This is a genomic window from Pseudomonas sp. HMSC08G10 (genome assembly GCF_001808425.1).
GTDB classification, from domain to species: domain Bacteria; phylum Pseudomonadota; class Gammaproteobacteria; order Pseudomonadales; family Pseudomonadaceae; genus Aquipseudomonas; species Aquipseudomonas guariconensis.
The window spans coordinates 94,010-106,158 of record NZ_KV793303.1 but is presented as its reverse complement, the minus strand read 5'-3'; the positions used below and the strand labels follow the sequence as shown (position 1 = coordinate 106,158).

Annotated in this window: 13 protein-coding genes and 1 pseudogene; 7 read left to right on the top strand and 7 right to left on the bottom strand. The window is 63.1% G+C overall.

The window, feature by feature from the left end:
• Window positions 1-203 (bottom strand): annotated as a pseudogene (locus tag HMPREF3173_RS09995) (phage infection protein); the annotation flags it as partial.
• A gap of 309 nt (window positions 204-512) precedes the next feature.
• Here HMPREF3173_RS09995 and HMPREF3173_RS09990 point away from each other — a divergent pair.
• Window positions 513-2,579, top strand: a complete 2,067-nt coding sequence (locus HMPREF3173_RS09990) for an AsmA family protein (RefSeq protein ID WP_070572772.1) — start codon at window positions 513-515, stop codon at window positions 2,577-2,579.
• A 137-nt stretch (window positions 2,580-2,716) separates the two neighbouring features.
• On the opposite strand, the gene HMPREF3173_RS09985 is transcribed toward HMPREF3173_RS09990, so the two are convergent.
• Both HMPREF3173_RS09985 and osmE read right to left on the bottom strand, forming a co-directional pair.
• Window positions 2,717-3,247, bottom strand: coding sequence for a ferritin-like domain-containing protein (locus HMPREF3173_RS09985; RefSeq protein WP_070572770.1), 531 nt, complete (start codon window positions 3,245-3,247; stop codon window positions 2,717-2,719).
• A 47-nt stretch (window positions 3,248-3,294) separates the two neighbouring features.
• Window positions 3,295-3,636: an osmotically-inducible lipoprotein OsmE gene (osmE, locus tag HMPREF3173_RS09980; RefSeq protein WP_043207971.1), complete on the bottom strand. Its 342-nt coding sequence runs from the start codon at window positions 3,634-3,636 to the stop codon at window positions 3,295-3,297.
• A 119-nt stretch (window positions 3,637-3,755) separates the two neighbouring features.
• Here osmE and HMPREF3173_RS09975 point away from each other — a divergent pair, with 119 nt between their 5' ends.
• Complete coding sequence (locus HMPREF3173_RS09975; RefSeq protein WP_070572768.1) at window positions 3,756-4,646, top strand: esterase/lipase family protein; 891 nt, start codon at window positions 3,756-3,758, stop codon at window positions 4,644-4,646.
• Here the strand turns inward: HMPREF3173_RS09975 and HMPREF3173_RS09970 are convergent.
• Window positions 4,627-5,520 carry a DMT family transporter gene (locus tag HMPREF3173_RS09970; protein ID WP_070572766.1) on the bottom strand — a complete coding sequence of 298 codons (894 nt, stop codon included), beginning with the start codon at window positions 5,518-5,520 and terminating at the stop codon, window positions 4,627-4,629. The two genes, HMPREF3173_RS09975 and HMPREF3173_RS09970, sit on opposite strands and share 20 nt — an antisense overlap.
• A gap of 208 nt (window positions 5,521-5,728) precedes the next feature.
• Here HMPREF3173_RS09970 and HMPREF3173_RS09965 point away from each other — a divergent pair, with 208 nt between their 5' ends.
• From HMPREF3173_RS09965 to HMPREF3173_RS09955, 3 genes are all read left to right on the top strand, one after another.
• Window positions 5,729-6,514 (top strand): AraC family transcriptional regulator, encoded by a 786-nt coding sequence (locus HMPREF3173_RS09965; RefSeq protein ID WP_070572764.1) that lies wholly within the window; start codon window positions 5,729-5,731, stop codon window positions 6,512-6,514.
• A 74-nt stretch (window positions 6,515-6,588) separates the two neighbouring features.
• Window positions 6,589-6,870: a PsiF family protein gene (locus HMPREF3173_RS09960; protein ID WP_043207962.1), complete on the top strand. Its 282-nt coding sequence runs from the start codon at window positions 6,589-6,591 to the stop codon at window positions 6,868-6,870.
• Window positions 6,871-6,941: 71 nt separating this feature from the next.
• A complete protein-coding gene (locus tag HMPREF3173_RS09955) occupies window positions 6,942-7,949 on the top strand; it encodes an AI-2E family transporter (protein WP_043207960.1) in 1,008 nt (335 codons plus the stop codon).
• A gap of 83 nt (window positions 7,950-8,032) precedes the next feature.
• Here the strand turns inward: HMPREF3173_RS09955 and HMPREF3173_RS09950 are convergent, their stop codons facing one another.
• Complete coding sequence (locus tag HMPREF3173_RS09950) at window positions 8,033-9,304, bottom strand: Hsp70 family protein (RefSeq protein ID WP_070572762.1); 1,272 nt, start codon at window positions 9,302-9,304, stop codon at window positions 8,033-8,035.
• Window positions 9,305-9,468: 164 nt separating this feature from the next.
• Between HMPREF3173_RS09950 and cbpA the strand changes: the two genes are divergently transcribed.
• Window positions 9,469-10,419 carry a curved DNA-binding protein gene (gene cbpA / locus HMPREF3173_RS09945; protein WP_070572759.1) on the top strand — a complete coding sequence of 317 codons (951 nt, stop codon included), beginning with the start codon at window positions 9,469-9,471 and terminating at the stop codon, window positions 10,417-10,419.
• Window positions 10,420-10,421: 2 nt separating this feature from the next.
• Entirely contained in the window at window positions 10,422-10,727 is a 306-nt protein-coding gene (locus HMPREF3173_RS09940; protein WP_043207952.1) for a chaperone modulator CbpM, read from the top strand.
• Window positions 10,728-10,813: 86 nt separating this feature from the next.
• On the opposite strand, the gene HMPREF3173_RS09935 is transcribed toward HMPREF3173_RS09940, so the two are convergent.
• Window positions 10,814-11,332 (bottom strand): GNAT family N-acetyltransferase, encoded by a 519-nt coding sequence (locus HMPREF3173_RS09935; protein WP_070572756.1) that lies wholly within the window; start codon window positions 11,330-11,332, stop codon window positions 10,814-10,816.
• Between the two features lie 40 nt (window positions 11,333-11,372).
• A partial coding sequence (locus tag HMPREF3173_RS24935; protein ID WP_256544306.1) for an amino acid permease occupies window positions 11,373-12,149 on the bottom strand: 777 nt, incomplete at its 5' end.

Here is a 12,149-nt window from a genome sequence, read left to right as displayed (position 1 = left end):
CGATCGGAACCACCCTCGGCGACGCGGTTGTTGCGTTCGATCAGGCGATCGGAGCCGCCTTCAGCCAAGGTATTGAGTGGCTGGCTGACGGTGGCAGCGCTGGACCGGGATTCAGCCGTAAGATGTTGTTCGGCAGCCGGCAAGGCGAAGGCGTTGGCGGCAAGGGCTGTCAGGGTCAGGCTCAGCAGCAGATGGCGTTTCATGATCTCGGTGCTCCTCTAGGGGGCTGGGAAAAGTGGGTACGAGGCCAATGCTACGCTCGGTAACGCCAGAGAAAAGTTCATCCGGGTAATGGTAACAATCGATGCCATTGATACACCGCTTGAGCGGCTCTGGCTCAGTGCTTTCAGAGAAGTTCGACTGGAGTGTCACCGGTGGTTGAGGCCCGCGCACCGACCGCTCGGGCCGATTTATGATCGCCATCGATTAAACCCGGCGCGCTTTCGTCAGTCCGACATAATGAGTGCCATCGCGGTGCCCGTTTTGTGCCATGCAGTCAGGAGAATTACGCAATGACGCGTCCCTTGCGCATCCTTACCTGGATCCTCACCAGCCTGTTGACCCTGCTGGCGATACTGGTGGTGGTGATCGCCACGTTCGACTGGAACCGCGTGAAGCCGCTGCTCAACGAGAAGGTCTCCGAAGCCCTGCACCGCCCTTTCGCGATCAACGGCAACCTGGCCGTGCAATGGCACCGTGAACCTTCAGAGGGTGGTTGGCGCGCCTGGATCCCCTGGCCGCACTTCGTGGCCGAGGACTTGACCCTCGGCAACCCCGACTGGCTCGAAGCGCCGCGCATGGTCGGCCTTGAGCGTGTAACGTTTCGTCTGTCGCCGGTGCCGCTGGTATTCCAGCAGATCGTCATTCCACGCATCGACCTCACCAAGCCTACCGCCAGCCTGACGCGCTTGGCCGATGGCCGGGCCAACTGGACTTTCGACCTCGCCCCCAAGGATGAGAACGCCGAACCCTCTCCCTGGGTGCTGGACATCGGCGCCATCGGCTTCGATCAAGGCAACGTCAGTTTCGATGACCAGACGCTGAAAACCCGCATGAAGGTCCAGATCGACCCGCTGGGTAAGCCGATCCCTTTCAGCGAGATCGTCGGCAAGGCCCGTGCCGAGAAGACCGGCGTTGCCCAGGATTACGCCTTTGGCCTCAAGGCCCAAGGCACCTACAAAGGCCAGCCGGTCTCCGGCACGGGCAAGATCGGCGGTCTGCTGGCCTTGCAGGACGCCAGCCAGCCCTTTCCGCTGCAGGCCGACGCGCGGATCGGCGATACCCGGGTGGCGCTCGCCGGCACCCTGACCGACCCGCGCAACCTGGGGGCGCTCGATCTGCGCCTGCGCTTGTCCGGCAGCAGCCTGGGCAATCTGTACCCCCTCACGGGTGTGACCCTGCCAGACACCCCGGCCTACGCAACCGACGGTCACCTCACCGCCAACCTGCACGATGCCCAGGGGGCGCGGTTTCGCTATGAAGGCTTCAACGGCAAGATCGGCGACAGCGATATCCACGGCGACCTGACGTTCGTCGCCAGCCAGCCACGACCGAAGCTCTCCGGCGACCTGGTGTCCGAGCAGTTGCTGTTCAAGGACCTGGCGCCGCTGATCGGCGCCGACTCCAACGCCGAGCAGAAGGCCCGGGGCGGCGCCAGCAAACAACCGACCGGAAAGGTACTGCCGGTGGAGGAGTTCCGTACCGAGCGCTGGCGCGCGATGGATGCGGACGTCACCTTCAGCGGCAAACGCATCGTGCACAGCGAGCAATTGCCGTTCAAGGACCTCTCCGCCCACGTACTGCTGGAGGACGGCCTGTTGCGCCTGGAGCCCCTGCGTTTTGGCGTGGCGGGCGGCAACTTGAACGCGAACATACGCCTGGACGGCCGCAGCGTGCCGATGCAGGGGCGGGCGCGCCTGAGTGCCCGGGGCTTCAAACTCAAACAGTTGTTCCCAAGCTTTGCGCCCATGCAGACCAGTTTCGGCGAACTCAATGGCGATGCCGACCTCAGCGGACGTGGCAATTCGGTGGCGGCCTTGCTGGGCACTTCCAATGGTGATCTGAGCCTGTTGATCAACGACGGCGCCATCAGCCGCAGCTTGATGGAAATCGCCGGGCTCAACGTGGGCAACTATGTGATTGGCAAGCTGTTCGGCGACGAGGAGGTGAAGATCAACTGTGCGGCGGCCAACGTGGGTATCAAGGACGGGTTGGCGACCACGCGCCTGTTCGTCTTCGACACCGAAAACGCGATCATCTACATCAATGGCACGGCGAACTTTGCCACCGAGCAACTGGACCTGAAGATCACGCCTGAGTCCAAAGGGCTGCGCCTGTTCTCCCTGCGATCCCCGCTTTACGTGCGGGGGCCGTTCGCCAAGCCCAGCGCTGGAGTACAGGCGGTTCCGCTGGCGCTTCGCGGGGCAGGGATGGTCGCCCTGGGCGTGGCCATGGGGCCTGCTGCCGGGTTGCTGGCGCTGATCGCACCGGGAGATGATGTGCCCAACCAGTGCACACCGCTGCTGGAGCAAATGAAGGCAGGCAAGGCGCCGAGTGCGGTGAAGGGTAAGAAAAAGTGATCGGTGACGAGTGTGGGCACCGAGTGACAGGCTTCACGGGTAAGCCCGCTCCACAGATAGCGGTGTGACTGACGGCACTGCAGAGCTTGCGGGAGCGGGTTTCTCCGCGAGGGCTGCAGAGCAGCCCCCAAACTGGCTTACAACCCTTTCAAGAGGTCCGCCATGTCATCGGCATGTTCTTCTTCCTGGGCCAGAATATCCTCGAAGATACGCCGAGTGGTCGGGTCCTTCTCACCGATGTACTGGATGATTTCACGGTAGCTGTCGATGGCGATGCGCTCGGCCACCAAGTCTTCCAGCACCATCTCCTTGAGCGTGCTGCCGGCCACGTACTGGGCGTGGGAGCGCTTGCTCAGGTTGTCGGGGTTGAAATCCGGCTCGCCGCCCAACTGGACGATCCGCTCGGCCAGCCTGTCGGCATGCTCGGCCTCCTGGGTGGCATGCTCGAGGAACTCGTCGGCAGCGACGCTGGCCTTGATCCCGCTGGCCATGAAGTAATGGCGCTTGTAGCGCAAGTTGCAGACCAGCTCTGTGGCCAGCGCTTCGTTGAGGAGGTTAAGGATCTTGTCCCGGTCGGCGTTGTAACCCTCGGTCACGGCGCCTTGTTCGACATGTTGTCGGGCACGCTCGCGCAGGGTCCGGACATCGGTCAGTTCAATAGCGTTCATGTTCGTCTCCGAAAGGATCAGGGTATTCACGGTGCGTCAGGGAGGGCTCACGCGCCGGGTACGGCCTCGCGGTCCTCTTCTCGTTGCTTGCAGGTCTTGAAGCCCTTGGCGTCGACATGACCGGTGGCGTCGAAGCGCACGTAGTAGGGCTGCTGGTGGCCGTCGCGGTTGAGGATGTAGTCGTTGCAGGTACCGCCATTGGGCAGGTCGGTAGCGTTCGACGGGCTGCCGCCGATGGCGATGACCTTCTGCATGGTCATGCCGTTTTCCACTTGCTTGACCAGCGGCTCGTCACGGTAGGTCACGTAATCCACCGGGTTTTCCGGATGGCTGCCGCAGGCGGCCAGCGCCGCGCTTGCCAACAGGATGGCCAGGGTCTTTCTGTACATGGTCCGGCTCCTTGCTCAGGGGTGTTCTGGTTGGAACCGCAGGGCGCCTCAGGAGTTCGATTGCATCGCGCCGGCACGGCCTTGTAGTGTTGGCCTACGATCCAGGCAGAGGGCAGGGAATGAGCCAGGAACTTGCCACGCGTTACCCGTTGGTGCTGGTGCCGGGCATGCTCGGCTTCGTGCGGCTGCTGCTCTATCCCTACTGGTTCGGTATCGTCCCGGCATTGCGCCGGGGCGGGGCGCAGGTCTTTGCGGTGCAGGTCTCGCCGCTGCATTCCAGTGAGCTGCGCGGCGAGCAATTGCTGGCGATCATCGAGGACATCTGCGAGCGCACCGGCGCTGCGCGCGTCAACCTGATCGGCCACAGCCAGGGAGCCCTCAGCGCCCGCTACGCCGCGGCGAAACGGCCGGACCGGGTCGCCTCGGTGACCTCGGTGGCAGGGCCCAACCAAGGCTCGGAACTGGCCGACTACCTGGAACGCAAGGCCCCGGGAGACTCAGCCCAAGGGCGGATGCTCAAAGCCGTGCTGCATGGCACGGCGGTGCTGTTGGTCTGGCTGGAAACCGGCTGGCGCCGTGACCCGCTGCCGATCGATGTGCATGCCTCGCACCAGTCCTTCACCACTGCCGGTGTGGCCCGCTTCAACCAGGCTTATCCACAGGGCCTGCCTGTCACCTGGGGCGGGCAGGGCGATGCCGAGGTCAATGGCGTGCGCTATTACTCCTGGTCCGGCACCTTGCAGCCGGGGCGTACCGATCAGGGGCGTAATCGCTTCGATGGCAGCAACCGCTTCTGCCGCTTGTTCGCCCGCACCTTCGAGCGCGAGAAAGGCCAGTGCGACGGCATGGTCGGGCGTTACAGCTCGCATCTTGGCCAGGTGATCGGCGATGACTACCCGCTCGATCACCTGGACATCGTCAATCAATCCCTCGGCGCGGTGGGCAGGGGCGCCGACCCGGTGCGCCTGTTCACCGAACACGCTGCCCGGCTCAAGGCTGCGGGGCTGTAACAGCCCGGCGTACGGGTGTGGTCCAGCGTTCAGCCAACAGCACGCCCGCCAATGTCAGCAGGCCGCCATACAGGTGATAGCTGGCCAATTGCTCGTCCAGCACCACGGCGGCGATCACTGCCGTCACCACCGGCAGCAGGTTGAAGAACAGCGTGGTGCGGCTGGGCCCCAGGCGATGCACGGCGTGCATCCATACCCGTGGCGCCACCATGGAGGCGAGCACGCAGGCGTACAGCACCAGGCCGATGTTCTGGGCATTCAGCCCGGTTTTCGGTGACAGCAAAAACAACGGCAGCAGCACGAGGATCGCCACCACCACCTGCAAGTACAGCAATTGCATCGCCGGCAGGCGCAGTTGCCATTTCTTCAGTAGGAAGCTGTACAGCGCGTAGGCAAAGGTGGCCACCAGCATCAACAGGTCGCCGCTGTTGAGGCCTTGCTGCAGCAAGGCACTGGGTTGGCCGGCCGAGACCACTTCCAGCACGCCGATGAACGATACCAGCGCACCGAACAGCGCACCGAAGGTCAGGCGTTGGCCGAGCCAGGCGATGGCCAGGGCCAGGGACATCAGCGGCATCAGCGAGAGGATGATGCCCATGTTGGTGGCGCTGGTGATGCCTGCGGCGAAGTAGGCCAGGCTCTGGTACATGGCCATGCCCAGCACACCAAGGACGAAGATCTTGCCAAGGTGTGGGACGATCGCGGCGCGGTTGCGCAAGACCTGGGGCAGCAGGAACGGCGTGAACAACAGGCCTGCCAGCAACCAGCGGTAGAAGCCGATCTCGGCAGGGAAGATTGCCCCGGCCGAAAGCTTGGTGACCACGGTATTGCCGGCCCAGATGAGGATGGCCAGCAGGGGAAATGCGTAATTCATGGAACTGTGAGTCTCTGAGGTGTTGCAAAAATTCGGGACTGCCTTGCAGCCCTTCGCGGGTAAACCCGCTCCCACAGGTCCGGCGTTATTCCTGTAGGCGCGGATTTACCCGCGAAGTGCAGGCAGGCCCAAGCTGGCACTCATTATCCTTTGTCTGTTAACAAGCCTATACTCGCATCCAGACAACCCACCCTTCGAAGCTGCCAACATGGCCCGCAAATACCTCGACATCCCGACCTTCGAGCGACTCCCGGCTCCGGTGTACTTTCGCTACGACGAATTCGGCGCCGACACCCACAGCGCCCCGCATCGCCATCCCTGGGGCCAGCTCAACTACGCGGCCCATGGCGTCATGCACCTGGACGTCGATGGGCAGCGCTTCGTCTCGCCGCCCCATTACGCCGTGTGGGTGCCTCCAGGGACCGAGCATGGCTGCTATAACCCTCAGGCCATCGTCTATCGCTCGGTGTACCTGGCCAGTGAGCTGTGCCAGGGCCTGCCCCTGCAGGCCTGCACCCTGGTGATCAGCGACATCCTCAAGGCCATCCTCGGCGATTTCGCCCAACGCGATCTCAAGGTGGCCCAGGACGAACGCGACCAGCGCCTGGTCCAGGTGCTGCTGGACCAGTTGCACCTCGCGCCGACGCAGGCCTGCTACCTGCCATTCGCCCGCAGTGAAGGCCTGCGCCAGGTGCTCGAAGCCTTGCATGCCGAGCCTGGCGACAATCGCCCGTTGTCCGAGTGGGCCGGCCTTGTGCATGTGAGCGAACGCACCTTGGCGCGCCAGTTCCTGCGTGAGCTGGGGATCAGTTTCGGTGAATGGCGCCTACGCCTGCGCTTTCTGCGCGCCATCGAGGCGCTGGAGGCGGGTCTGTCGATCCAGTCCATCGCCTTCGACCTCGGCTATAGCACCGCCTCGGCGTTCATCGCCATGTTCCAGCGTCAGGCCCGCTGCACGCCCGAGCAGTATCGCCGCCGGGCGCGCACGGCCTGAGCGGACGGCGAAAAATCTTGGCTACACTCTGCTCGACAACCACGCATGCAGCGTGGAGACAAGGAGATCGCTTCATGAAAATGCTGCACGTGCCTTTGCTGGTGTTGGGTGTGTTGATCAGTGCCCAGAGCTTCGCAGCCACCGCCCAACAGGAGAAAATGACCACCTGCAATGCCCAGGCCTCGGAGAAGGCCCTCAAGGGCGACGAGCGCAAGGCTTTCATGAGTACCTGTCTCAAAGCCAAGCCCGCCACCCAGCAGGAAAAGATGAAAACCTGCAACGCCGATGCCAGCGCCAAGGCGCTCAAGGGAGACGAGCGCAAAGCCTTCATGAGCGATTGCCTGAAGAAGAAATGACCTGCGCCTATGTTTGTCTGGCGAAGGCTGGCAGACTGCGGCTCTTTCCCGTTGTCCGCCGTTGAGGCTGTATGACCTTCACCCCCCGCCAGATCACCCTGGCCAGCTGGATCATCGTGTTTGCCGGCCTGCTGCTGGTGCTGCCCCTGAAGTTGTTGCCCAGCTTGCTGGCAGGCTTGCTGGTGTTCGAGTTGGTCAACATGCTCACGCCGCGCCTGCAGCCGGTGATCGCTGGGCAGCGCGCGCGCTGGTTGGCCGTGGCGCTGCTTGGCACCCTGGTGGTCAGTACGCTGACGCTGCTGATCGCCGGGGCCTTCAGTTTCCTGCTTCACGAGGCGGAGAACCCTGGCGCCTCGCTGGATAAATTCATGGCCCTGGTGGAGCGCGCCCGCAGCCAGTTACCACCTTTCATTGAAGGGTACCTGCCGGCCAGCGCCGCCGAGTTCAAAGTGGCCATCGGCGACTGGCTCAAGAGCCACCTGGGTGAGCTGCAACTGGTGGGCAAGGGCATGGCGCACATGTTCGTCACCTTGCTGATCGGCATGATCCTCGGCGCCATCGTAGCCCTGCAGCGCATCCCCGACATTTCCCGACGCAAACCCCTGGCTGCGGCGCTGTTCGAGCGCCTGAGCCTGCTGGTGCAGGCGTTTCGCAACATTGTCTTTGCGCAGATCAAGATTTCCCTGCTCAACACCGCATTCACCGGTGTCTTCCTGGCCGTGGTGATGCCGCTGTTCGGGGTGCACCTGCCGTTGACCAAGACCTTGATCGTGCTGACCTTCCTGCTGGGGCTGCTGCCGGTGATCGGCAACCTGATGTCCAACACCCTGATCACCATCGTGGGGCTTTCGTTGTCGATCTGGGTGGCGGTGGCAGCGTTGGGCTATCTGATCGTCATCCACAAGGTCGAGTACTTCCTCAACGCGCGGATCGTGGGCGGTCAGATCAGTGCCAAGTCGTGGGAATTGCTGCTGGCGATGCTGGTGTTCGAGGCGGCGTTCGGGCTGCCGGGCGTCGTGGCGGGGCCGATCTACTACGCGTACCTGAAAAGCGAGCTCAAGCGGGCTGAGCTGGTTTGAAGCTTCAAGCTGCAAGCTGCAAGTAAAAGCGAGTCGGTGGAGACACCCACTTCTTGCGGCTTGCAGTTTATAGCTTGCAGCTTTTAGACGGCGCCGTAGCGCTTGCGTGCTTCGATCGCCAACCCGCTGCCGATACTGCCGAAGATGTTGCCTTCCACATGCCGCGCGTTGGGCAACATGGCCGCTACGCTGTTGCGCAGCGCCGGAATGCCGCTGGAACCGCCGGTGAAGAACACGGTGTCCACTTGGCACTCGCTCACGCCGGCCTTGTTCAGCAGTTCGGTGACGCTTCCGCGCACGCGGGCGAGCAGACCTTCGATGGCATCTTCGAACAGTGGGCGGGTCAACTCCACGGCCAGCTCCGGCTCGATGCGGCCCAGGTCGAGGCGGCGACTGGCCTGGTGGGTCAGCTCGATCTTGCTGGCTTCCACTTCCATCGCCAGCCAGTGACCGGCGCGCTCTTCGATCAGCTTGAACAAGCGGTCGATGCCCAGGGTGTCTTCGATGTCGTAGCGCATGCTGCCCAAGGCCAGCTGGGATTTCTGCGAGTACAGCGCGTTGATGGTGTGCCAGGTGGCCAGGTTCAGGTGATAGCTGGTGGGCATCAGCGCCTGGCTTTTCATCCGGCTGCCATAGCCGAACAGCGGCATCACGCCCTGCAGGCTCAACTGCTTGTCGAAATCGGTCCCGCCGATGTGTACACCGCCGGTGGCGAGGATGTCGCTCTGGCGCTCGGCTACCAAGTGGCGCTCCGGCGACAGGCGGATCAGTGTGAAGTCCGAGGTACCGCCGCCGATGTCGACGATCAGCACTAGTTCCTCGCGGCTGATGCCCGACTCGTAGTCGAACGCCGCGGCGATCGGCTCGTACTGGAACGACACCTCCTTGAAACCGATCTTGCGCGCCACCTCGGCCAAGGTGTCTTCTGCCTCTTGGTCGGCGGCCGGATCCTCATCCACGAAGAACACCGGACGGCCCAACACGACTTCGTCGAAGCTGCGTCCGGCATTGGCTTCGGCGCGCTTTTTCAGCTCGCCGATGAACATGCCCAGCAGGTCCTTGAACGGCAGGGCGCTGCCCAGCACGCTGGTGTCGTGCTTGATCAGCTTGGAACCGAGCAGGCTCTTGAGCGAGCGCATCAGGCGGCCTTCGTAGCCTTCCAGGTACTCATGCAGGGCCAGACGACCGTAGACCGGACGACGCTCCTCGATATTGAAGAACACCACCGAAGGCAGGGTGATCTTGCCGTCTTCCAGGGCGATCAGCGTTTCCACGCCGGGGCGGTGCCAGCCGACCGTGGAGTTGGAGGTGCCGAAGTCGATGCCACAGGCACGGGCCGGGGATACGTCAGACATGGGGAGGAGCTTCCGGAGGCAAAACGGCCGCGCAGTTTATGCCAGTGGCCGACTAAATCAAGACCGGTCGTCTGCTCTGGAACAACCCCAGGCGAACCTTGAAAGGCTATGCTTGACCCCAATCTTCAGAAACATCGTAAAAATTCCCAACGGTGATCCCTTAGATGGACTTCAAAGACTATTACAAGATACTCGGCGTCGAGCCCACTGCGGATGAAAAGGCGATCAAGGCCGCCTACCGCAAGCTCGCCCGCAAGTATCACCCCGATGTCAGCAAAGAGCGTGACGCCGAGGACAAATTCAAGGAGGCCAACGAGGCCTACGAGGTGCTGGGCGACGCCCAGAAACGCGCCGAGTACGACGAGATCCGCAAGTACGGCGGCCAGCATGGCCGGCCGTTCCAGGCGCCTCCAGGCTGGGAAAGCCGTGGCGGTGGTGGTGGTTTCGAGGGCGGAGACTTCTCCGATTTCTTCAGCTCGATCTTCGGCGGCCGGGGCGGCAATCCCTTTGGCCGGGGTCAGCAGCAGCGCAGCGCGGGCAGGCGAGGACAGGACGTGGAGCTGGAACTGGCGATCTTCCTCGAAGAAACCTTGAGCAAGGAATCCAAGCAGATCAGCTTCCAGGTGCCACAGACCAACGCCATGGGCCAGCGCACCGGGTTCACCACCAAGACCCTCAACGTCAAGATCCCGGCCGGGGTGACGGACGGCGAGCGTATCCGCCTCAAGGGGCAAGGCGCGCCCGGTGTCGGGGGCGGTGCCAATGGCGACCTGTTCCTGACCATCCGCATGGCACCGCACCCGCTGTTCGATGTCGAAGGCCATGATCTGATCATCACCGTGCCCCTGGCCCCGTGGGAGGCGGCATTGGGCGCTAAGGTGGCGGTGCCGACCCTGACCGGCAAGATCAACCTGACCATCCGCCCCGACAGCCAGAGTGGCCAGCGTCTGCGGGTCAAGGGCATGGGCCTTGCCAACAAGCAAGGCGAGCGCGGCGACCTTTACGCCCAGCTCAAGGTCGTCATGCCTAGCCAGTCGGATGCGGCCACGCGCGAACTCTGGACCAAGCTTTCCGAGAAAGCTGCGTTCAACCCGAGGACACAATGGAGTAGTTGATCATGAGCAGCACCCTGATCGTTCAACTGGACATGCGAACCCTCTGTCAGGAAGCCGACATCACGGCCGACTGCGTGATCGAAATCGTCGAGCACGGCATCGTTGAACCTTCGGGGCGAACGCCGGAGGATTGGTTGTTCGATGATCAGGCGCCGCTGCTGGCCAGGCGGGCGGTGAAGCTGCACCGGGACCTGGAGCTGGAATGGGAAGGGGTGGCCCTGGCGCTGGAGTTGCTCGATGAGGTGCAACAGTTGCGCAGTGAGAACAGCATGCTGCGCCAGCGTTTGGGCAGGTTCATACACCTCTGAACGCAGGATAGGTCGCGGGTAAACCCGCTCCGCGCGAACCCTGCGGATGCTGGTTTAGCCGCGAACAGACCGCATCGACTGCACCGTCAGGCGCTTGGCTTGGCGCCTGGGTTGAGCATCAACTGCATGAACGTCAGGTCCAGCCAGCGGCCGAACTTCACCCCTACCTGCGGCATCTGCCCGGTCACCACGAACCCCAGCCGCTCGTGCAGGCGGACCGACGCCGCATTGCCGCTCTCGATGGCGGCGACCATCACATGTTTTCCGCACGCCCGCGCCCGATCGATCAACGCGCTCATCAATAATGGCCCCAGGCCCTTGCCACGCTGGTCGCCCCGGATATAAACCGAGTGCTCGACCGTGTGGCGAAAGCCTTCGAAGGGGCGCCAGTCGCCGAACGAGGCATACCCCAACACGCCACTGTCATCCACCGCCACCAGGATCGGATAGCCCTGCTGTGCACGCGCCTCGAACCACGCCTGGCGGTTGCCCAGGTCGACTGGTGTCTCGTTCCAGATCGCCGTGGTGTTGCGCACGGCGTCGTTGTAGATCTCGAGGATGCCGGGTACGTCATTGGGCAGGGCATCGCGGATTTCAGCGGTCATGACAGCGGCTCGCAAGGATCGGTACTTGGGCCAGGACAGCTCAGCTGTCCTGGGTGTCCCGCACGGCGGTGCGCGGGTGTCGTTTGCTGCGCACCAGCTGGTAGGTGGCGGTGAGGATGAGGAACCACAGCGGCGTGAAGATCAGGGCCTTGCGGGTATCGTCCTCCAGGCTCAACAGCACCAGGATGAAGGCAAAGAACGTCAGGCATACATAGCACATCAGGCGTCCGCCGGGCATCTTGTACTTCGAGGCCTGGTGCAATGCGGGGCGGTGCTTCCGGTAGTTCAGGTACGACAGCAGGATCAGCGTCCAGACGAACATGAACAGCAATGCCGAGACCGTGGTGACCAGCGTGAACGCCTCGACCAGGTCGGGAATCACGTAGATCAGCGCAGCGCCCAGCAACAGGCAGGTGCAGGAGAAGTACAGGCCGTTGGCCGGCACGGCGCGCCGCGACAGCTTTTCGAATGCCTTGGGCGCATCGCCTTCCTGGGACAAACCATAGAGCATACGGCTGGTGGAGAACACGCCGCTGTTGGCCGAGGAGGCGGCCGAGGTGAGCACCACGAAGTTGATGATGCTTGCCGCAGCAGGCAGGCCAGCCAGGACGAACAGCTCGACGAACGGGCTCTTGCCTGGCACCACGTCGCGCCACGGGGTGACAGCCATGATCGCGATCAGCGCCAGCACGTAGAACACGATGATCCGCACCGGAATCGAGTTGATCGCCCGTGGCAGAGTGCGCTCGGGGTTCTTCGCCTCGGCGGCGGTGGTGCCCACCAGTTCGATGCCGACGAAGGCGAACACGGCGATCTG